Raw genomic sequence first — 20,631 nt, 5'->3', positions numbered from 1 at the left:
GTCGTTCACAGGTCGACATGGCTGCGGCCGGCGGGCACCTTCCGCACCCGGGGACGGCCGCCCGGCACACACACCTCGACGCGCGCCGGCCCGTCGGCGTTCACGTCGAAGGAGGCCCGTGAGCCGCGGAGCACGAAGTCGCGGACGGCCACGCGGGCGCCGGTCGCCCGGAACAGCGTCCGGCCGTCCCGGACCAGCGTGGTCCGGTCCGGTCCCGCGGAGACGGCGTAGGTGTGGCCGCGCAGCCGCACGTTGGCGACGGTGTTGGTGCCCGGCAGGGAGAGCGTGCCGAACATGAGGGCCGCGGGGTCGCCGTCCCAGGGGTTGTCCGAGATCAGCTCGTGCAGGCCCTGCACCGCCATCGCGTTGGACCAGGAGTAGGTGCGCCAGGCGGTGTCGACGGCGGAACCCATGACCGACTGGCCGGGTTCGGGATCGAAGGACTCCGGGAACCAGCCCTCCTTGTCCCAGGCTTCCAGATACATCGCGGTGCTCCGGGCGGCGAACCGGCCCGCGGCGTCGTCGAAGCCGTACCGCTTGACGCCGTCGTACACGGTCGCGTTCATGGGCGGCCACACGGCACCCTTCCACTGCTCGGGGGCGGAGCCGTCGCCGTAGCGGGAGAAGAAGCGGAAGTGTTCCGAGCCGGGGTGGACCGGGCCGCCCGAGCAGTAGGCGGGGTCGTTGCGCGCGACGCTCGGGACGACGTACTCGCCCCAGAACTCGTGTGGGTCGAGCAGGTGTTCCTCGACCAGGACGCGTGCGCGTTCCGGCGTGGCGAGGCCCGCGAACAACGGGTAGAAGACGGTCGGTGTGACCACCTCGTTCCAGGTGCCGTCGAGGTAGCGGCTCAGATACAGGCCCTTTTGGGGGTGCCACAGCCGGTCGTTGAGCAGGTGCCGGATGCTCGCGTGCCGTGCCGCGAACCGGGCGGCGTCCCGCGGTCTGCCGAGCACCCGGGCCATCTTCGCCAGGGTCTCGGCGAGCAGCGCGTAGTAGGAGTTCAGCGCCACGTCGGTGAGGTCGGTGTTGTCCCGGGTGTCACCGCTGCCGCCTCGCTTGGGGACCCGGTGGTAGGCGGCGTACACGGGGCTGTCGTCGAGCCCGAGGTGGTTGCCCCGGCCGCCGACGCGGTCTCCGAAGTAGGGGCTCTCCAGCAGCCCGTCGCCGTCGGTGTCCCACTCCGGCAGCAGGTCGTGGAAGGTGACCAGGGTGGGGTACGCCTGCTCAAGCAGCGAGCGTTCGCCCAGCTTGGTGTACAGCCGCCACACGGCGTACGCGTGCATCGGCCCGGAGTTCTGCTGGTCGTAGCGCGGGCCGCGCAGCGGAACCTGGTGGGGCGGCGCCGGTGCCTCGAAGACGCCGGTCTCGTGCTGGACGGCGAGGGGGCGGCTGACGAGGGCCGCGTTCACGGCGTCGAAGGCCGAGTCCCAGCCGGTGAACAGGCCGCCTCCGCCGCCCCAGCCCCACAGGACGAAGGTGCGCCCGTGCTCCTTGTCGTAGTTCGTGTTGAGGGACAGCGCGTCACGCACCGCGTCCGCGGACCGCCCCACCGGCCCCGAACCGGTGAGGTGGCCGGCGCCGACCCGCGCCTCGCGGGCGGCGAGCAGCCGCTCCACCTCGTGCGCCTTCGGCGCGTCCGCCGCCTGCGGCCGGTCACCGACGCGGGCGGCGAACGTGAGCGTTCGGCCCTTGCCGAGCCGGTACTTGAGCGCGGCGACCGCGGTGCCCGCAGCGCCGCTGCCGCCGGTCATGGCCGCCGTCATGTCGGCGACCGAGGCGTAACAGCCGGCGTTGTCGGCGGGTTGTGCGGGCACGAGCCGGATGTGACCGGTGCGCTGCTCGTCCAGCAGTCCAGGTCCGCTGCCCGTCACGCTTCGGCCGTCCAGCGCGAAGGCGGCCTTCTCGCCCCAGGGCGTGCCGAGTTCGAGGACGACGGTGGTGTCGTCGTCGAGCGCGGTGACGGCTCCGACCAGGCCGCTGCCGTCGTCGGTGCGCGCGTACCGGACGCGCAGGGTGCGTTTCTCGCTCTGTGTCTGCGCGTACTTCTGCTCCAGTCGCGCACGTTTCGCCGTGGCGTCGGCCACCTCGCTCGCAGACCACTCGTCCGGGTGCGCGATGACCTCGCGCAGCGCCTCCAGGTGGGCCGGCATGACCGTGCGGTCGTCGGAGCTGACCGTGACCTCCTTGTAGGCGCCGTCGGGCGTCATGGGGCCTATGCGCCACAGGTAGTTGGTCATCTTCTCCCGGATCAGTGCGCCCTGCGCGGTGAGCAGCGCGACGCGCAGCGCGAACCGGCTCTCGCCCTCCCCGACGAACAATGCGCCGGTCCACTCCTGGTCCTTGATGCCCGGCATGGCGAACGGCCGCTTGAGCGTGGGATGGACGAGGGCGCCCTCGGTCCCGGGTCCTGCGGTGGTTCCCGGTGCGGGTTCGGGGGCGGGCGGGGCGGCCTGTGCCGCGCCCGGGTTCGCCGTGAGGGCGAAGGCCGAACCGGCGATCCCGGCGGCGCCGACCGTGCGCAGGAAGTGGCGTCTGGGCAGCTGAGGTTGCGTCATGTGGCCTGACCTTTCGGTACGGAGCGGGTGCGGGGCGTACTCCGGGCGGCGGCGGGAGGGCGGTTCCTCGGCGGCGCCGCGGGCGGTGTGCATCACTCCCTTAGTTCGATATAGCGAACGTCAATCGGTATATCGGCCATAGATCCACGCAGGAGTATGGAGGACGAGGCTCGGCTGTCAAGGCCGTCGGCACAGAAATGATCGCCGCACGAGCGCGGCTGCCCGCTGCTGACCGGCACAGCCGAACGCGCCCCCGGCACGCGGGCGTTGGGCAATCATGAGCCAGACCTGGAGGCTCACGCGGAGCGCGGCGGTCGCGGCGTACGCGGTCGCCGGCACGGCGGCCGGCGCGAGGACGGTCGGCAGCCGGGTGACCACGAGCCCGGAGCCGATGCTCGCCGGGCCGGCCCTTGACGGCGCGCGGGGTTGTGGATCCGTACAGCTTTGGGCGTGCTGCCGGGAGGCGCGGCGTGGCGGTCGCGGGTCCACGGTGATCGAATTTGCGTTCGATATCATGGGGTGTGGGAGGTGGACGCGATGGCAGATGAGGCGCCTGCGTGCCACGAGCCGACGGTGATGCATGTGCGCTGCCCGGACCGGCTGCCGCAGGAGACGTACCGGCGGGTCCTGGAGCTGCTCGCGGACCTCTCGCCCGTGGTGCAGGCGCTGCCCCCGGCCGCGGCCCTCGTGGAACTCAAGGGGGCGCTGCGCCACCACGAAGCCGAAGCACGGCGGCTCGGGGAGATGCTGCGCGTGCGCGCCATCGCTCGTCTGGGCCTCGACGTCCGCGTCGGCATCGGCCCGTCCATCACGGTCGCCGCCACCGCGTCCGGACAGATCACCGGACCCGGCGGCGTGCTCGCCGTTCCTCCCGACGAGGCCACCACCTGGCTGGCCCCGCTGCCGGTGGAGGCCCTGTACGGCATCGGCGGGCGCGAGGCGTCCGCGCTCCGCGACTACGGCATCCACAGCGTCGGTTCGCTGGCCGCGCTCCCGCCCGCCACCGTGCAGCGCCTGCTCGGCGGCCGTGCCGGACGGCTCGCCGTGGACCGGGCCCGCGGCATCGACCCCCGCCCCGTCGTCCCGCGCGCCCTGCCCACCAGCGCGAGCGCCCGGCACACCTTCGACCGGCACACTCTCGACGGCGCCGTCGTCCGCGCGGCCCTGCTCGAACTGGTCGTCCAGCTCGGGCTGTTGCTGCGCGGCCGTGGCCAGGCCGCGCGCGCCCTGACCCTCACCCTGCGCTTCGCCGACGACACCCGTTGGCGCAAGACCCGTCGCCTGCCCGAGCCCTCGGCGCACGAAGAGGACCTGCGGGGGACCGCCTACCAGCTGATGGACGCCGCCGGTCTGCAACGCGGACGGCTGACCGGGCTCGGCCTCACAGCGGGGGACCTCATCGACGCCGATCAGGTCGCCGAGCAGATCAGCCTGGACGACGCCAGGGAGGCACGTCTGGCCGCCGAGGCCGCCATGGACCGCATCCGCGCGAAGTTCGGCCCGGCCGCCGTCGGGCCGGCCACCGTCTTCCGACACGTATCCTGACGTGCCGCGCTGCCCGGTCGCGTCGCCCACCCGAGGCAGCGGCCGGGCCGGTGCCGTACCGCTCCGTCACCCTCGACGCTGCACACCCCACAACCCCGGCCTGACCGGTGAGCTGGGCACGCCCGGGTGCGTCACGGCGTGTCAGCGCTGGTAGAGCGCCACGATGGTGCCGCTGGCCAGTTGTTGCGCGTCGAGTGCGGTGTGGGCTTCCTCGGCGGTGGCGCGGTCGGGGAGCGAGACCGGTGCGGGGAGGGCGTAGAGCCGGAAGAAGTACCGGTGGGCGTCGTCGCCGACCGGGGGCTGCGGGCCGCCCCAGCCGCGCTCCCCGAAGCCGTTGCGGTGCGGCTGACCGCCCTGGGGCGTCTCGCCGGCGTCCAGGCCCCCGACGCGCGGGTCGATGCCGGTGACGAGCCAGTGCACGAAGGTCCCGGACGGTGCGTCCGGGTCCTCGCACAACAGGGCCAGCTCCGCCGTGTCCTCCGGTACTCCGGACCAGGTCAGGGGCGGTGAGACATGGTCCGCGTCGTGGGCGTGACGGCGCGGGATCATGGTGTGGTCGCTGAAGGCTGCGCTGCGAAGTTCGATACCGGCCATACGACACGGAGTACCCCGCACGGGCGGGGTCATACGGCCGGACCGTACCGGCACGACCACGGAACTCCGGGGCGTCCGGCCGGCACAGGTGTCAGCCGGCCCAGTCCAGCAGACGCTCGCCCGCCTCGGGCTCGCGCAGCCGGGTCAGTGACTGCTTCTCCAGCTGGCGCACGCGTTCCCGGGTCAGTCCCACCCGGTCGGCCACCTGTTGCAGGGTCCGCGGATGCCCGTCGTGCAGCCCGTACCGCAGGCTGAGGATCATGGCTTCGCGGGGTGCCAGCGCGCCCAGGGCGTCCCTGAGGTCCTCGGCGAGCGCCCGGTACTCGGCGACCTGGGGAGCCTGGAGCACGTCGGTGGCGGGGATGAGGTCGCCGACCACGGTCTCCCCGGTGTCGTCCACGGGTGTGTCCAGGCTGAGCGTCTGCCGCCCGACCCGCCGCAGCCAGGCGACCCGCTCCTCCTTGAACCCGCTCTCCCGGGCGACCTCGTCGACCGTCGGCTGGTGATCCAGGCGCAACTGGAGCTGCCGTTCGACCTTGGCGAGCTTGTGCAACTCCTCCACGACATGCATCGGCAGCCGTACCGTACGGGCGTGCTGGGCCACGCCCCGTTCGATCGCCTGCCGGATCCACCAGGTGGCGTACGTGGAGAACTTGAAGCCCTTGGTGTGGTCGAACTTCTCCACGGCCCGTATCAGCCCGAGGTTGCCCTCCTGGATCACGTCGAGCAGGGGCACACCCCGGTGGGCGTGCCGTTTGGCGATCGACACCACGAGCCGCAGGTTGGCCCGGATCATGTGGTCCTTGGCGTGCTGCCCCTCCCGTACGGCGGCCTCCATCTGGCGGCGCCGGTGCGGCGCCAGGGCGCCGTGCTCGCCGCTCTCGGTGCGCGCCAGTTCTTCGGCGGCCCGCACACCGGCGTCGATGCGCTGGGCCAGCCGCACCTCGTCCGCCGCGTCGAGCAGCGGGGTGGCGGCGATCTGGGCCAGGTACTGGCCGAGCAGATCGGGCTCGTCGCCGCTCTCCGGGGCCCGGCCGCGCGGGCGTGCGGACCAGGCTGCGGCGCGACGGCGCTCCCGGGGGTCCGCCGCGGTGGATCGTGCCGGGGCAGGCATCGTTCCGGCCTCCGACTCCTGTCGCTTCGACTCCGTGCCCCCAGCGGGGCACCGCTTCCAGGGGATGCCGCTCCCGAAGGAGCGTCCCGGACAGGGCGGGTACCCGGCCGGAGCGTCAGCACACGCGCACGCTGCGCGCGCGGAGGGCCGCCGCGGGGCACGGCCACGCAGGGAGTCGCCGCACGCCGTGCCGGCCCATCTGCGCGAGCACGATCCCGACCGGGTCGGGCACGCCCTGGAGACGTTCCGCTGCTTCGAGCCGTATGCGCGGGATCCGCTGATGCCGTGCGCGAGGGCCGTTTCCCGTTCCGCCGGGCGGGCACCCGGAGCGAAACCGCGCGCCGGCGCCTTCCTGGTGACGTCGCGGAGCGGCGGCGGGCGCGCGGGGGACACAAGCCCGGCCGGACCAGCAGCAGGAGGGCACCGTGAAGCTGGAGGAATTTCTGGCTCAGGTCCGTGATCGCGGAGAGTACGGCAGCCGGAAGGAGGCGGAGCAGGTCAGCACCGCGGTGCTGCATGTGCTCGCGACCCGGATCACCCCCGAGGAGGCCGACGACCTGGCGGCTCAGCTTCCCGCTCCCCTGGACGACGTGCTGCACCGGGAACGGCGGGCGCCCGCGTCTCTCGGCCTTGAGGAGTTCTTGCGGCGCGTGGCCCAGCACACGGGCGCCCGGCCACGGACCGCGGAGTGGGACGCCAGCGCCGTGCTGTCCACCGTCGCCGACGCGGTCTCCGGCGGGCAGGTCAACCATCTGCTGTCGCAGCTGCCGACCAGCTACGCGGAACTGTTCGGCAGGCCGGGACTGAGCTGACCTAGACGGGGGTCTCGTCCAGGAGATGCGCGTCGTTGTTGCGGGTGTTGTTCACGGCCGGGGAGACGGGGCGTGCGTCGAGGTCGCCGTCCGCGGGCCGGGTGAGCAGGGCTCGCAGCTCCGCCGGGTCGTCGTGGCGGGGATCGAGCCAGGCGGCGTAGTGGTCCGGGGCGAGGGCGAGCGGCATGCGCGGGTGGACCCGCCCGGCCGCGTCGGTGGCCTCGGTGGTGATGATGGTGCAGGTCATCAGCCAGGCGCCCGGGTCGTCGGCGTTCTCGATCCGCGGATCGCGCCAGTACGCGTACAGGCCGGCCAGCGCCATCACCTGGCCGTCGGCGGGGTGGATGAAGTACGGCTGCTTGCGGGTCCGGCCGGTGCCGGCGTCCGTGGTCGTGGTCCACTCGTAGAAGCCGTCCGCCGGGAGCAGGCACCGGTGCCGGAAGAAGGCACGGCGGTAGGCGGGCCTGGCGTGCACCGTCTCGACCCGCGCGTTGATCATCCGGGAGCCGATCTTCGGGTCCTCGGCCCACGACGGCACCAGACCCCAGCGCAGCGGCCGCAGTTGCCTGCGCGGCACCGGGCCGGCACCGCCCTGGCGAGGGGCGCCCTGGCGAGGGGCGCGTTCCAGGACGGCGTAGACGTCGTCGGTGGGGGCGATGTTCCAGCTCGGTGCCAGTGTCTCGTCGGGGCGCCAGTCGGTGACGCCGAAGAGGCGGACCAGGTCCTGCGGACTGCGGGTGGAGACATAGCGGCCGCACATACCGCCACTGTGCCACGGCGACCGCGGGCCGCGGCGGGGATCATGCCCGTACCCGTCGCACGGCGGTCACCCGGCCGGCCCGCCCGATTCGACGGCCCGGCGAGCTGACATCAGCCTGGGCTTGGGTGCCGTTTCCAGGCGTCGGTCCCACCGCATCTCCCCGGACCTGGACCGGCACTCCATGCCGAGTGTGCCCCTCGCAGATCGCAGCGCCTGGTGAGGGGCACACTCATTCCCCCGCACGGTCCGCCACCCTGGTGGGCCGCCGGCCGCGGCGAGGCCACCGCTGCCGGCATCGCCCGCGTCCCGGCGGCGCCCGGGAAGCCCACCCGCGCCTCCGATGCCCCCCGGTACACCATCGTCCCGGCAGACCCGGGGAACCCACCGCGAGAACTCCATGGACGCCACCCTTGCGTCAAACGTTTGACGTTCTTACTGTCGGGGTCGCTCGACTGGCCGACCGGCGGGAGGTGGATGGCACATGGTGACGATGCGGGACATCGCCACGCGCTGTGGTGTCTCCATCTCGGCCGTCTCCCTCGTGCTCAACGACCAGCACGAAGGACGCGTGAGCGTCAGAACAGCCGAACGCATCCGGCGGGCGACCGAAGAACTCGGGTATCTGCCCAACCTGGCCGCGAGGGGACTGCGGACGCGGCAGACCCACACCCTTGGCCTGCTGTCCGACGGTGTCGCGAGCGTTCCCTTCTCGGGGCAGATGCTGGCCGGCGCGCAGTCCAAGGCGTGGCAGGAGGGATACGTCCTCCTCCTCGTCGACATGGCCGGCAATCCGGACATGGAAGGTCCGGCGGTGCGGTCCCTGCTGCAACGCAGCGTCGAGGGGCTGATCGTGGCCGTCGACTACCACCGTGAGGTCGATCTGCCGTCGCTTCCCCGGCCCGTGCCCCAGGTGATCCTGGGCGGCCGGCCGCGCGGCGGACACGCCGACTGGGTCGTGCCCGACGAGCGGGCCGGCGCGCGGGCGGCGACCCTGCATCTCATCGAGGCGGGGCACCGGCGGATCGCCTTCTGCAACCTCATCGCACCGGCTTTCGCCATCGCCGAGTCGCTGCGCCGCGAGGGCTATGAGAAGGCACTGGCGGAGGCCGGTCTCGGCCTCGACGAGTCGCTTGTCGTGGAGGCACCCGAACCCAACGCGTCCGCCGCGCGGGAACCCGCTCGCCGGCTCCTCGCCCGCAGTGACCGGCCCACGGCGGTGTTCTGTTTCTCCGACCGGCTCGCGCTCGGCTTCTACCAGGCGGCGGCCGAACTCGGGCTCCACATCCCGGGGGACCTGTCCGTCGTCGGCTTCGACAACCAGCAGAACTTCGCCGAGAACCTGTTCCCGGGGCTGACGACCGTGCAACTCCCGCACTACGAGATGGGTGTCCGCGCGGCGGAGACGGCGATCGCCCGGCTGCGGGGAGAAGAGGAAGCGGGCCGGACCGGCCACCTCGTCCCCTGCCCCTTGGTCGTCCGGGACTCGGTCGCGGCCCCCTGCGCCCGGCCGCCCAAGAAGTTAACGGCACGCCGGGCAGCCCGCGCGGTCTGACCCCGCCCGGCCCCCGACGGCGCCCACACCACCATCCCACCGGGTGCTCCGGCGGGCCGAGCCTGCCCGGACGACGGCAGCCCCACATCAGCACCCCCGTTCAATGACGAGTCGAGAGGGAGCTTCGACATGAGAGCTCGACCCACTCCGCGGCGCTGCCTCAGCGTCTGTCTGTCCACCACGATCGCCCTGGCCGTCGCCGCCTGCTCGGGCGGCACCAGCGAGAAGTCCGACGGGACGTTCACGATCCTGCAGTACGAGGACCAGACCTCGGCGCAGGCCCAGGGCTGGCAGAAGGCGGTGGCGATCTTCAAGAAGCGGCACCCCGGCGTGACGGTGAAGTTCCAGACGACGAGTTTCGACGCGATGCGCCAGAACGCGAAGATCACGCTGTCCGGAAACAACGTCCCCGACGTGGTCGAGTTCAACAAGGGCAACGCGGACGGCGGTCAGCTCGCCGGCCAGGGCCTGCTGCAGCCGTTGACGGACGAGGCGAAGGCACGGGGCTGGGACAAGAAGGTGACGGGCGCGATGGCCGCGTTCGCCCAGTACGACCAGAACGGGCTCGCCGGGTCCGGCGACTGGTACGGCGTCCCGAACGTCGGCGAATACGTGACCTTCTACTACAACAAGAAGATGTTCGCGGACGCCGGCATCAGCAAGCCGCCGACGACCCTGGCCGAGCTTGAGGCCGACATGGACAAGCTGAAGGCCGCGGGTCACCTGCCGATCTCCAGTTCCGCCAACACCAGCCAGGGCTTCAACCAGATGTGGCTGTGGTACTCGCTGGTGTCCGCCTCGGCGTCCCGGCAGCAGATCGACGACTTCATGTTCCTCAAGGGCGACGTGAACTTCCGCTCGGGCCCCTGGAAGGAGGGGACACGGACGTTCCAGGACTGGATCGACAAGGGATACGTCGGCGACAAACTCGGCGGCCTCTCCTACGAGCAGGCCATCGTCAACTTCCTGCGCGGCGACGCCGCGATGCTCCTGTGGAACCAGAGCCAGTTCTCCCGTATCCGCAAGGACGCGGACTTCTCGTGGGGGTACTTCACGCTGCCGGGCGCCGAGCAGGTCATGGGCTCCTCGGGACATCTGTGGGGGGTGCCGGCGAAATCCAACGACAAGGACCTCGCCTACGACTGGATCGACATCACGCTGAGCGCGCAGGTCCAGAACGACATCGGCAACCAGGGCGGTCTGCCGCTGGCGGGTGACGCCCAGGCCATCAAGGACCCGGTGACCCGCCGGTACACGGAGCAGTTCGACGACCTGGTCAAGCGGAACGCCATGTCCTTCTACCCCGACTACCCGGTGCCCGGCTTCCTCGACTTCATGCAGAACCACATGCAGGCCATGTCCAACAAGAGCGAGACCGCGGACGCCTACCTGACGGCGCTGCAAAAGTTCTACGACGACGGCAAGAAGACCGCCACCGAGCAGTAGACGCCGGGCGTGCCGGGACCGGCAGCGTGACCTCGGCACGTCCCCCGCAGAAGAGAGACACCCCATGTCAGCACTGGTCCCCGACCGGCGTCTGCCCAGGAGACGGCGCAGCAGATCCGGCTCGTACTGGCTCTATCTGGTGCCCATCGCCGCCGGCTTCGCCGTCGTCGTCGCCGCGCCGTTCGTGATGAACATCGTCCTCAGCCTCTACCAGTGGAAGGGAGGCATGGCGCCGAAGCACTGGTACGGCTTCGGCAACTACCTGGACCTGATGCACGACGCGGACTTCTGGCACTCGTTCCGGAACTCGCTGTTCATGATCGTCGCCATCGTCGTGGTCCCGACCCTGATCGGCGTCGTCCTCGCGGCGGTGCTCTTCGACTACATCGGCAAGACCTTCGGCGCCCGGGCCGCGAGCTTCCTGCGCGCGACGTACTACCTGCCGCAGATCCTGCCGATCGCGGTCGCCGGCTTCATCTGGAGCACCATCCTCGACCCGCGACAGGGCTCGATCAACACCTATCTCCGCTCGATCGGCATCACCTCCGGACCCGACTGGCTCGGTGATCCCCATCTGGCGCTGTACTCCGTGATGCTCATGCTCGTCTGGCTCCAGATCGGCTACCCCGTGGTGGTGTTCATGGCCGCGTTGCAGCGGGTGGACCCCGAACTCTACGAGGCGGCCGAACTGGACGGAGCCGGCTGGCTGCGGCGGTTCCGCGCGATCACGGTGCCGCAGATCCGGCCCGAGGTGTTCTTCGTGGTGCTCACCGCGACCGTGGGCGCGCTGAAGGTGTTCGCCCCCATCCTCATCCTCACCGGAGGCGGCCCGGAGAACTCGACGGTGGTGCCGTCCTATTACGCGTACCGCGCCTTCTTCGAACTGTCCCGCGTCGGCTACGGCGCCGCGATCGCCACCTTCATGTCGCTGGTCATCTTCCTCATCGCCGCCCTGCTCATCGTGTGGCAGCGCCGCTCCGAACGCCAGGAGGGCTGACATGAAGGCCCAGACCCCACCGGCACCCGCGGCCGTTGAGACCCGGCCCCGGCCCGACGCCCGCCCCGCCGAACGAGGCCGGCGAGGGCGCCACCCCCTGCGCTGGCTCGTGCTGCTGATGACCGTGGCCGTTGCCGTGGTCATGCTCGCTCCGTTTCTGCTCCTGGTCCTCAACGCCTTCAAGACCAGCGCGGACTACTCGACGCACGGCCCGCTCTCCTGGCCGAGCACCTTCACACCGGACGCGTTTTCCCGCTATCTGTCGCTCGTCGACTTCCCGGTCGCGCTCGGCAACTCCGTGCTCATCTCGGGCTCCGTCGCCTTCCTGGGCGCCGCGCTGTCCCTGATCAGCGCCTACGCCATCGGCATCGGCAGGGTGCGGTGCAACGGCGTGATCCTCGTCCTGCTCCTGCTCGCCACGATGGTGCCGCAGGAGGCGCTGATCTACCCGCTGTTCTACGGCGCGGAAAGGGTGGGGCTGCTCAACAGCGTCTGGTCCGTGGTGATCGTGTTCACCGTGCTCCAGGCCGCGTTCGGCACCTATCTGCTCGCCAGCGTCATGACCACCCTGCCCAAGGAGCTCCTCGAAGCCGCCGTGATCGACGGCGCGTCGAGGTGGCAGATCCTGTGGCGGGTCGTCTTCCCCGTCCTGCGGCCGACGCTGTCCGTCCTCGTCGTGTTCTTCTTCATCTGGACGTGGAACGAGTTCTACCTTCCGCTCATCCTGCTCAACGACCCGTCGGCACAGACGGTACCGATCGCCCTGGCCACCCTCCGCGGCCAGCACTCGATCGACATCACCGTCCTCAACGCGGGGTCGCTGCTCTCCCTTCTGCCCACCCTCGTCTTCTTCCTGGTGTTCCAGCGGACCCTCAGCCGAGGTGTCACCGCCGGAGCCGTCAAGTGAGCGCGCGTACCCGGCCGTTCGCCGCCGTATCCGCGCACCAGCACCGTCCGAGGAGCATACGTGTTCACCCACTGGAGTGCCCTGAGCCCGAACAGGGGCGTTCGCAGCCGGTCCATCAACGCCGAGAACCGCACCGGTGCGGCCGGCGCCGCGGGCCGTGCGGCATCGGCGCTCGGCCCCGGCCGCAAGGGGGCGGCCTATCTGCCCCTGCCCGCCGGTGAGTCCCTGACCCTCGCGGAGATCGAAGGGCCCGGTGTCATCCGGCACATCTGGATCACCGTCGCCGACCGGACGGCCGACGGCGGCCCGTTCGTCCTCCGCGACCTCGTGCTGCGCGCCTACTGGGAGGGCTCCGAGGTGCCCGCCGTCGAAGTCCCCCTGGGCGACTTCTTCTGCAACGGGTTCGCCACCCGAGCCCTGGTGACGTCCGTTCCGATCGTCGTCGCTCCGACGGGCGGCATGAACGCGTACTTCCCGATGCCGTTCCGCAGCCACGCCCGACTCACCCTGGAGAGCCAGCACGGCGCCGACCTGCCCCACGTCTTCTACCAGGTGGACTACACCACGGGCGACGAGATCGGCGCGGACACCGGCTACTTCCACGCCCAGTGGCGCCGCTCCAACGGGTCCACACCGCTGGGCACGGACCATGTCGTGCTCGACGCGGTACGCGGCCGTGGCACCTACGTCGGCACGTACATCGCTCTGGCCTCACTGCACCGGTACTGGTGGGGCGAGGGCGAGGTGAAGTTCTTCGTGGACGACGACGAGGAACTGCCGACCCTGTGCAGCACCGGCCTTGAGGACTACGCCGGCGGGGCGTGGGCGTTCCAGGACGAGCTGCGCAACGACCCGGAACCCACGGTGCTCACCTTCAACGCCCCGTACTGCGGCTACCCCTACCACTCGGCGCGCGACACCACGAAGGCGTCGCCCTTCGCGACCCACATGCCGCCCATGCACGGCCTGTACCGCTGGCACCTGCCGGACCCGGTGTACTTCGAGGAGCGGCTGAAGGTGACGCTGCAACAGATCGGCGCCTGGGACCACGGCCTGTTCGAACGGCAGGACGATGTGAGCACCACCGCGTACTGGTACCAGGACGCACCGGAGGGCGCCCGTGCCGCCCTGCCGCCCGCTGCCGAGCGCCGGCCCCGCTGAGCAGGAGCACCGGCGGGCGCGCACACCCCGGACGAGGCCGTGGCACTGCGCCCGCGCGTGTCAATCCCGTTGCCGCGTCGGACGCGGAACCGGAAGATGTCAGCGCCGATCGCAGATGATCTACCGAGGACGTTGAGTGACTGAGAACGATGAGCAGCGCCAGACCCTGACGAACGCGCACGGCGTGCCCGTCCTGACCTACGAGCGCGGCGTCCGTGACGGGCACCCGTGGGCGGATATGGCCGAAGTGGTCGGGCCCGACCCCGTGGACATCATCGTCTCCGAGATGTCCGGTTGGGCGGTGTCGGGGTCCGTGGAACTCGGTGAGCAACTGCTGCGCCGTGGTGCCCGGGTGATGCGGCACGCCCATGAGATGCGAAGGGATCTGATCGCGACGCCGCCACCGGCCGACTGGTCATCTCGTCCCCTCGGCGAGGGGCTGCGCGCGGTTCCGTGCGACCGTGCCGCCGAGGCGGTCTTCCCGGCATGGCGGGCCGCCTTCCCGGCCGGCCACCCCGACCACCACCCGGGCAGCGACGAACAGGCGCTGAAGGAGCGTCTTGCCCCGCTGCTGGCGGGCTCTGTCCTCGGTCCGGTCCTCGGGTGCAGTGCCCTGGTGGTGGACGAGGCGGACCAGGTGGTCGCCGGCGCGATCGTCACCGACCGCGACGGCCGGCCCTGGGTGGCGGATGTGTTCCGCCGCCCCGGGACCCGTTACGCGGGAGTCGGCGCCGAACTGCTGCGTCGCGTACTCGGCGCCGCCGCGGCCGACGGGCTGAGCGACATCACCCTCGTCGTGAGCGACGGTAACCCGGCGCGCCGCGTGTACGAGAGACTCGGCTTCGAGCTGACCGCCACATCGCTGACCGTCGTGGTGCCGTAGGCCCCTACGGCGCACCGCCCTGCCCGCCGCCGGGATCCGCCCTGCCCCCGGCGGCCTCAGGAGGACGGGCCGGGTGCCCGCCGCACGGCCAGCAGGGCGACGTCGTCCTCGTTGTCCGGTGGGCGCGCCCGCGCCAGCAACCGGTCCATGAAGGACTCCAACGGACGGTGCGCCAAGGACGCCGCATGTCGGCGCAGACGGCTCAGCCCCTCGTCCAGGGTGCGGCCCGGGGACTCGATCAGGCCGTCGGTGTAGAGCAGCAGCGTCGACCCGGGCGGCAGCTCCGCCGTCGCGTCGGGGCGTGTCTCATCGGGTGCGACGCCCAGCAGGACCCCGTGTCCCTCGGTCAGATAGCGGGCCACTCCCTCGTGGGTGACCAGCAGCGGAGGCGGGTGGCCCGCGTTGGTCCAGGTCAGCTCGCACCGGCCGGCGTCGGTCTGTGTCATGCGGGCGAAGACCAGCGTCGCCATGGAGACCTCCGCGATGTCCGAGGTGGCCTGGTCGAGCCATTCCACGATCTTGCTGGGCGGCTTCGTCTGGGACAGGGCGTACGCGCGGAGCATGCTGCGCAACTGCGCCATGCCGGCCGCCGCGTCCAGATCATGACCGACGACATCGCCGATGGCGAGGGCGGTGGCGCCGTCCGCCAAGGCGAACGCGTCGTACCAGTCGCCGCCGACCTGGGAGGCGTCAGGCGCGGGCAGATAGCGGGCGGTCATGCCGTGGCCGGGACCGCGCGGCAGCTTCGGCAGCAGATGGCGCTGCATGGTCTCGGCGACCTTGCGCTGCCGCTGGTAGAGGCGGGCGTTCTCCAGGGCGAGGCTGGCGCGGCGGGCGATGTCCTCCAGCAGGGCGGTGTCGCTCGCGGTGAACCGTTCGGGCTGGTCGGCGCGGCCGAGGGTGAGCGCGCCCAGGACGTCGTGCAGGCTGCGCAGGGGGACCATGACCGCCGAGTGCATCCCGGTCGCCTCGAACAGACGCCGCTGCTCGACGGCGATGCCGGAGTCCGGCGGCCCCTGATAGTTCCTGGGACCGGCGAGGGAGGACGCGATGCCGCGCAGAGCGCGGGACAGGGGCATCGAGGACTCCTGCGGCACCGGCGGCATGGGCCCCTGCAGATCCTCCCGGAACACCAGGGTGTCGCCTCCCGCATGGGCGACCGCGAAGCGCCACACGTCGTTCTGCTCGTCGATCAGGTCGATGACGGCCCAGTCCCCGAGCCGGGGCACGACGAGGCCGATCAGGCGGCGCAACGCCTCGTCGATGTCCAGGGTCGAGGTGAGCAGGGTGGTCGTCTCGGCGAGCAGCGCGAGCCGTTCCAGTTCGGACAGCCGCCCGCTCGCCGGTGTCCGCCGGACCGGCCGCCCCGGGGGTCCCGCGGAGTGAAAGAGGACGAGCGTGGCCGACGGGCGAACCCCGATGTCACAGGGGGTGGCCAGCCATGCCACCGGCAGCACCGTGCCGTCGCCGCGCTCGAACCATGCGTCGGCACCCTGCTCCGTGCGCCCGACGAGCATGCTCTCGCGGATCCGGCACTGGGCCCTCGGTACGGGCTCCCCGCGGCTGGTGCGGTGCAGCAGGTCGTGCGCGTCCCGGCCGAGCAGGCCGGAGGCGGGGCGGGCCAGCAGTTCCTCGCCGCGCGCGTTGACGGCGACGATGGAGCCCTGCTCGTCCGCGAGGTAGGCACCCGCGCCCAGCGCGTCCAGGGCCCCGGCCACCGCCTCCCGAGCACCACCGAGGCCCACCATGACCCGCCTCCCGTCGCAGGAAGAACGACCTCCGCCTCCTCGGGGTTCCCCCAGGGCCGGCGGTGATGCCGTCACCGCACCCGTGTCCGGCACGACGGGCGCCGCCGGCTCCGCCCCGAGGCCACCGGCCGTGCGGAGCGCCGGGCCGTCCGCCGTGCGCACCGCCGGGCCGGCGTGTCACCGCCGCGGCGGCGGAACCGCCGTTTCAGCGCCGGCCGGCGGGAAACTCCGAGAGCCCGTGCCGAGTCGTTCACGGAAGAACGGAAGAGAGGCAGAGGCCACGTCATGCGATTCCGCAACCGCCGGGAAGCCGGCCAGGAGCTCGGCCTTCGGCTCATGGAGTGGGCGTCCGAGGGCGAGCTTCCGAATCCCCTCGTCCTCGCGCTGCCCCGAGGCGGTGTGCCGGTGGCCGCCGAGATCGCCCGGGCCCTCGGGGCACCGCTGGACGTGCTCGTCGCACGGAAGATCGGTCTTCCCGGCCGGTCGGAGACGGGCATCGGCGCGCTCGTGGGCGACGACCCGCCGCTGTTCGACCGGCGGGCACTTCAGATGCTGGGCCTCAGTGAGGACCGCCTCGTCGAGGACGTCGCCCGTGAACGCGGGGAACTGAAGCGCCGCGCCCTGCTCTACCGGGGCGGCAGGCCCGCGCCCGACGTCCAGGGCCGCACCGTCGTCCTCGTCGACGACGGACTGGCCACCGGCGCCACCGCACGCGCCGCCCTGCGCCACCTCCGCCGTCTGGAACCCGCCCGGCTGATCCTCGCCGTGCCGGTCTGCGCCGCCGAGACCGCCACCGAGATGCGCTCGGAAGCCGATGACGTCGTCTGTCTGCAGCGGCCCTGGGACTTCCGGGCGGTCGGCCTCTGGTACGACGACTTCGAGCAGGTGAGCGACGACCAGGTCATCCGGCTCCTGGACGAACTCAGGATCTCCACGCCCCACACGTGAACGCCCGCGTGTCAGCTCTACGACTCAGCTCTACGGCCACACGTGAACGCCCGCGTGTCCGCTCTCGCCCTCGGTGGCACGCCCAGGGCAGCAGCTCGCGGATGTCCGCGGGCAGCGCTCCGGTGCGAGGGCGGTGTCAAGCACCTCCGGCACAGCCAGGTCGAAGCGTTCCGCGGCGGACCTCGACGCCCCGGCGGTCGCCGGGTCCGTCACCTCCCCTGTGAGCGGCGCGCCCGGAGGTCTCCTGCCGGGCGGCGCTGGAACTGGGCCGGACGCGTGCTCAGGCACCGCCGAGCCGGATCGCCTTGATGAGCAGCAGCAGGGCGCTGAGGGCCAGATAGCCGCGCAGCGCCATCATGCCCAGCCGGGTGCCGGCGGACCAGCGCACCGGCTGCAGGAGGGCCAGGGGCGGCATGCGCCAGGCCAGCTTCTCGGCCTGCGACAGCACCGGCACCGGTCGCGCGGGTGTGCGCCGCCGGGCGGCCCGGAGCGCGACGGCGGCGGCGGTCAGGCCGGTGACCAGCGCGATCGCCAGCCAGACCGTGAGCCGGGTGACATTGATCTCCGGGAACAGCGTGGTCGCCATCAGCGTGCCGGAGAGCATCAGCAGGACGGCGATGATGACGGTGGCCAGCACGTTCAGCCAGCGCGGATTGACCCAGGGGCCGAGCACCTGGGTGTCGTTGCACAGCAGGAGCAGGAACACGCTCGCCGAGGGCAGCAGCAGTCCGGCCAGCGCCTGGACCGCCTCGGTGATCAGACCGAGCGGTGCGCCCGGGATGAGGACGATGGCCGCCGCGACCAGCACCAGCAGGCTGTAGGAGGAGTAGAACTGCTTGGCCTCGCCGAAGCTGCGGCGCAGGGAGTGACGCAGATTGAAGACGTCACCGAAGGCGTAGCTGGTGGCCAGGGTGACGGCGGCCGCGCCGATGATGCTGGCGTCCAGCAGGACGACGGCGAACAGCACGCCCAGCACGGGGGCGTGCTGACTGAGGGCGTCGGCCACGCCGGCGGCGTCGGTGTAGTGGCCCTGGGCGGCCGTGCCGCGGGCCGCGAAGTCGGCGACCATGATCAACGAGGCGGCGCCCGCGACGACCACGAGGGAGCCGATCACCGTGTCGGCACGCTCGTAGCCGATGAAGCGCGGGGTGATGCGCTTGTCGATGACGTTGGACTGCTGGAAGAACAGCTGCCAGGGCGCGACGGTGGTGCCGACCATCGCGATGATCAGAAGGACGGCCTCGCCGCCGGCGCCGCCCTGGATGCCGGGCACCACGAAGTCGTGCGCCGCCCGGCCCCACTGCGGCCCGGACATCAGGGTCAGGGGAACCAGCAGCAGGCTGGCACCGATGAAGGCGAACATCGCGCGCTCCCAGCGGCGGAACGAACCGCTGGCGGTCACGGCGATCAGGACGGCGGCGGCCACCGGGACGACGACGTACGGGGAGACACCGAGGTGCTGCGCGGCCAGCGAGACGCCGATGAACTCGGTGACGATGGTGAGGAAGTTGAGCAGGAACAGGTCGCCGACGCTGAACCAGCCCCAGAACCGCCCGAACCGCTCGGTGATCAGGCGTGCGTGGCCGACGCCGGTGACCGCGCCCAGCCGTACGACCATCTCCTGGTTGACGATCAGGACCGGAACGAGCAGGAGCAGCACCCACAGCAGCGAGTAGCCGTAGTTCTGGCCCGCCTGCGCGTAGGTGGCGATGCCGCCCGCGTCGTTGTCGCCGACCATCACGATGATGCCCGGGCCGACGATGGCCAGCAGGGTCAGCAGCCGGGCCTTGAGACCGGGGCGCCCGCCGGGGCGTTCGCGCGGGACACGGCCGAAGGCGCCCTGGATCTCGCCGAGGTGTGCCTCGTCGCGTACGGTGCCGGCCCGTGCCGCTCGGCTGGGTGGCGCGGCCGGACGGGCCGCCGGTGTCCGCGCGGGGGCTTCGGCGGCGCGCTTCGCGGGCGGTCCGGGCCGACGCCTTTCCCGCGGTGGCTCAGCAGGCCCGGGGACGGGCTCGTGCTCTGCCGGACGGCGGTCGGCCGGACGACGCTCGACGGGACGAGGCTCTGCCGGACGGCGCTCCGCGGGACGGGGCTCGGCCGGCTGGGGCTCTGCCGGACGGCGGTCCGCGGGGCGGGGCTCGGTCGGGCGGGGCTCCGCCGGACGGTACGCGGGCGGTTCGGCGGGGTGGTCGGTGCGGCTCGGCGGCGACTGGGGATGCTCGGGCCCGGGCCGGGCGGACGGCTCGGGGCGGCCGGTTCCGCCGGGGGGCCGTTCCTCCCCGCTCATGATCCGGACGGCATGTCGTGCGGCGCGTCCGTGGGACCGGGCTCCTCCAGGTGACGGGTCGCGTGCGCGGCGGGCTCGCGTCGCCGCCAGTCCTCCGGGATGACCTCCTCCAGGACGTCATCGACCGTGATCACGCCCAGGATGCGGTCCTCGTCGTCGACCACCGGGACGGTGAGCAGGTTGTAGTCGGTCATGAGCAGCGCCACGTCCTCGACATCGGTGTCCGGCCCGGCCCGGACCGGATCACGGTCGGCCACCTCGTCCAGCCGCGCGGCCGGATCGGCCTGCAGCAACTCGACCAGGGTGACCACGCCGAGCAGCCGCTCGCCTTCCCCGGCTTCCCCGACCAGATACACGCTGGTCAGCGCCTGGGGTTGCAGGGTGTGGGCGGCACCGGCCGAGCGCAGCGCCTGCGCGACGGTGCTGTCGCCCGTCATGGCGAGGACGTCGAGCGCCATCAGCCCCCCGGCGCTGGAAGGGTTGAAGCCCATCAGCGTCAGCACCTTGGTGCGCTGCCCGGCGGGCAGCGCGTCGAGGATCGGCTGGCGCCGGTGCTGCGGCAGCTCGTTGACCGCGTCCGCGGCGTCGTCGGCGCGCATACGGGCCAGCACCTGGGCGATCTCGGCGTCGCTGCGCTCGCCCAGCAGCCGCGTCTGCGAGTCCGGTTCCAGTTCCTCGAACACATCGGCTTCGAGCTCGGGGTCGGCGTGGACGGTCTGCAGGATCTCGTGCGACTCGGTGCGACTGGCGTCCTCCAGCAGATCGGCGAGGTCGGCCGGCCTGAGCCGTCTGAGCCGGGCGAACGACCTTCGTATCCGGGCCGAGCGGGCATGTCCGATCAACGGCTCGAAGGACGTCCAGTCCCGCCAGTGGGGCTGCGGGGCACGCCCCCTGAACAGGCTCCGCAACCGCGCGGGCCGCCGCGTGTCCAGGCAGGTCAGCACCCATTGGTCCAGCCGCTGCTCCAGTTCGATGTCGTACGCCCGGACCAGTTCGGCGTCGGCCACGTCGATGACGCGGTGGCCCAGCACGTCGGCGCGCAGCAGCACCTCGCCCTCGCGCCGTTCGAAGTGGCGCAGGTCGACCCGTGGGCTGGCCAGCGTGATCTTCTCCGCGTCCAGGTCGGCGACCTGCTCGGCCGGCAGGAAGACCTCGCGCCTGCCCACCCGGGCGACCAGGCCGGTGACCAGCGGGTAGCCAGGTCCCCGCAGCCGCACGATGACATCCGCGAGCCGCCCCACCACCTCACCGTCGCCCCCGATCACCGGTCGGCGGAGCAGTTGGGCGAGATGCACGATGCGATCCACACCCCCACGCTA

The 20,631-nt window shown here is 71.9% G+C and carries 16 protein-coding genes; 9 read left to right on the top strand and 7 right to left on the bottom strand.

Features of this window, described 5'->3' with window-relative positions:
• Positions 1-5 precede the first annotated feature (5 nt).
• Entirely contained in the window at positions 6-2,558 is a 2,553-nt protein-coding gene (locus AC27LF_RS10825; protein WP_479662772.1) for an MGH1-like glycoside hydrolase domain-containing protein, read from the bottom strand.
• Between the two features lie 537 nt (positions 2,559-3,095).
• On the opposite strand from AC27LF_RS10825, the gene AC27LF_RS10820 reads away from it, so the two are divergent.
• The gene (locus AC27LF_RS10820) at positions 3,096-4,103 is read left to right on the top strand and encodes a DNA polymerase Y family protein (protein ID WP_479662771.1); all 1,008 of its coding nucleotides are present in this window, start codon (positions 3,096-3,098) and stop codon (positions 4,101-4,103) included.
• A gap of 141 nt (positions 4,104-4,244) precedes the next feature.
• Here AC27LF_RS10820 and AC27LF_RS10815 read toward each other — a convergent pair whose 3' ends face one another.
• Together AC27LF_RS10815 and AC27LF_RS10810 are read right to left on the bottom strand one after the other, a co-directional pair.
• Positions 4,245-4,697 (bottom strand): YbhB/YbcL family Raf kinase inhibitor-like protein, encoded by a 453-nt coding sequence (locus tag AC27LF_RS10815; RefSeq protein WP_479662770.1) that lies wholly within the window; start codon positions 4,695-4,697, stop codon positions 4,245-4,247.
• Between the two features lie 91 nt (positions 4,698-4,788).
• The gene (locus AC27LF_RS10810) at positions 4,789-5,811 is read right to left on the bottom strand and encodes a sigma-70 family RNA polymerase sigma factor (protein WP_479662769.1); all 1,023 of its coding nucleotides are present in this window, start codon (positions 5,809-5,811) and stop codon (positions 4,789-4,791) included.
• Between the two features lie 425 nt (positions 5,812-6,236).
• Here AC27LF_RS10810 and AC27LF_RS10805 point away from each other — a divergent pair, with 425 nt between their 5' ends.
• Complete coding sequence (locus AC27LF_RS10805; protein WP_479662768.1) at positions 6,237-6,623, top strand: DUF2267 domain-containing protein; 387 nt, start codon at positions 6,237-6,239, stop codon at positions 6,621-6,623.
• Between the two features lies 1 nt (position 6,624).
• Here AC27LF_RS10805 and AC27LF_RS10800 read toward each other — a convergent pair whose 3' ends face one another.
• On the bottom strand, positions 6,625-7,383 hold the full coding sequence (locus AC27LF_RS10800; protein ID WP_479662767.1) for an SOS response-associated peptidase: 759 nt from the start codon (positions 7,381-7,383) through the stop codon (positions 6,625-6,627).
• Between the two features lie 481 nt (positions 7,384-7,864).
• Here AC27LF_RS10800 and AC27LF_RS10795 point away from each other — a divergent pair, with 481 nt between their 5' ends.
• From AC27LF_RS10795 to AC27LF_RS10770, 6 genes are all read left to right on the top strand, one after another.
• Positions 7,865-8,935 carry a LacI family DNA-binding transcriptional regulator gene (locus AC27LF_RS10795; protein WP_479662766.1) on the top strand — a complete coding sequence of 357 codons (1,071 nt, stop codon included), beginning with the start codon at positions 7,865-7,867 and terminating at the stop codon, positions 8,933-8,935.
• 129 nt (positions 8,936-9,064) lie between these two features.
• Positions 9,065-10,381 (top strand): ABC transporter substrate-binding protein, encoded by a 1,317-nt coding sequence (locus AC27LF_RS10790; RefSeq protein WP_479662765.1) that lies wholly within the window; start codon positions 9,065-9,067, stop codon positions 10,379-10,381.
• Positions 10,382-10,445: 64 nt separating this feature from the next.
• The gene (locus tag AC27LF_RS10785) at positions 10,446-11,378 is read left to right on the top strand and encodes a carbohydrate ABC transporter permease (RefSeq protein ID WP_479662764.1); all 933 of its coding nucleotides are present in this window, start codon (positions 10,446-10,448) and stop codon (positions 11,376-11,378) included.
• Between the two features lie 118 nt (positions 11,379-11,496).
• The gene (locus AC27LF_RS10780) at positions 11,497-12,285 is read left to right on the top strand and encodes a carbohydrate ABC transporter permease (RefSeq protein WP_479662801.1); all 789 of its coding nucleotides are present in this window, start codon (positions 11,497-11,499) and stop codon (positions 12,283-12,285) included.
• Between the two features lie 60 nt (positions 12,286-12,345).
• Positions 12,346-13,446 (top strand): glycoside hydrolase family 172 protein, encoded by a 1,101-nt coding sequence (locus AC27LF_RS10775; protein WP_479662763.1) that lies wholly within the window; start codon positions 12,346-12,348, stop codon positions 13,444-13,446.
• A gap of 136 nt (positions 13,447-13,582) precedes the next feature.
• Positions 13,583-14,329: a GNAT family N-acetyltransferase gene (locus AC27LF_RS10770; RefSeq protein ID WP_479662762.1), complete on the top strand. Its 747-nt coding sequence runs from the start codon at positions 13,583-13,585 to the stop codon at positions 14,327-14,329.
• Positions 14,330-14,385: 56 nt separating this feature from the next.
• On the opposite strand, the gene AC27LF_RS10765 is transcribed toward AC27LF_RS10770, so the two are convergent.
• Positions 14,386-16,077, bottom strand: coding sequence for a PP2C family protein-serine/threonine phosphatase (locus AC27LF_RS10765; RefSeq protein WP_479662761.1), 1,692 nt, complete (start codon positions 16,075-16,077; stop codon positions 14,386-14,388).
• Positions 16,078-16,362: 285 nt separating this feature from the next.
• On the opposite strand from AC27LF_RS10765, the gene AC27LF_RS10760 reads away from it, so the two are divergent.
• Entirely contained in the window at positions 16,363-17,025 is a 663-nt protein-coding gene (locus AC27LF_RS10760) for a phosphoribosyltransferase (protein ID WP_479662760.1), read from the top strand.
• Positions 17,026-17,305: 280 nt separating this feature from the next.
• Here AC27LF_RS10760 and AC27LF_RS10755 read toward each other — a convergent pair whose 3' ends face one another.
• Entirely contained in the window at positions 17,306-18,871 is a 1,566-nt protein-coding gene (locus AC27LF_RS10755) for an NRAMP family divalent metal transporter (RefSeq protein ID WP_479662800.1), read from the bottom strand.
• Positions 18,872-19,308: 437 nt separating this feature from the next.
• Positions 19,309-20,619: a magnesium transporter MgtE N-terminal domain-containing protein gene (locus tag AC27LF_RS10750; protein WP_479662759.1), complete on the bottom strand. Its 1,311-nt coding sequence runs from the start codon at positions 20,617-20,619 to the stop codon at positions 19,309-19,311.
• Positions 20,620-20,631 lie beyond the last annotated feature (12 nt).

This window comes from Streptomyces diversicolor (assembly GCF_057537855.1).
This window is presented reverse-complemented; position numbering and strand designations above follow the sequence as displayed.

Coding starts and splice junctions, on each gene's coding strand:
- AC27LF_RS10760 (WP_479662760.1), top strand. CDS start 16,363: ATGCGATTCCGCAACCGCCGGGAAGCCGGCCAGGAGCTCGGCCTTCGG.
- AC27LF_RS10765 (WP_479662761.1), bottom strand. CDS start 16,077: ATGGTGGGCCTCGGTGGTGCTCGGGAGGCGGTGGCCGGGGCCCTGGAC.
- AC27LF_RS10795 (WP_479662766.1), top strand. CDS start 7,865: ATGGTGACGATGCGGGACATCGCCACGCGCTGTGGTGTCTCCATCTCG.
- AC27LF_RS10800 (WP_479662767.1), bottom strand. CDS start 7,383: ATGTGCGGCCGCTATGTCTCCACCCGCAGTCCGCAGGACCTGGTCCGC.
- AC27LF_RS10820 (WP_479662771.1), top strand. CDS start 3,096: ATGGCAGATGAGGCGCCTGCGTGCCACGAGCCGACGGTGATGCATGTG.
- AC27LF_RS10785 (WP_479662764.1), top strand. CDS start 10,446: ATGTCAGCACTGGTCCCCGACCGGCGTCTGCCCAGGAGACGGCGCAGC.
- AC27LF_RS10825 (WP_479662772.1), bottom strand. CDS start 2,558: ATGACGCAACCTCAGCTGCCCAGACGCCACTTCCTGCGCACGGTCGGC.
- AC27LF_RS10810 (WP_479662769.1), bottom strand. CDS start 5,811: ATGCCTGCCCCGGCACGATCCACCGCGGCGGACCCCCGGGAGCGCCGT.
- AC27LF_RS10780 (WP_479662801.1), top strand. CDS start 11,497: ATGACCGTGGCCGTTGCCGTGGTCATGCTCGCTCCGTTTCTGCTCCTG.
- AC27LF_RS10815 (WP_479662770.1), bottom strand. CDS start 4,697: ATGGCCGGTATCGAACTTCGCAGCGCAGCCTTCAGCGACCACACCATG.
- AC27LF_RS10790 (WP_479662765.1), top strand. CDS start 9,065: ATGAGAGCTCGACCCACTCCGCGGCGCTGCCTCAGCGTCTGTCTGTCC.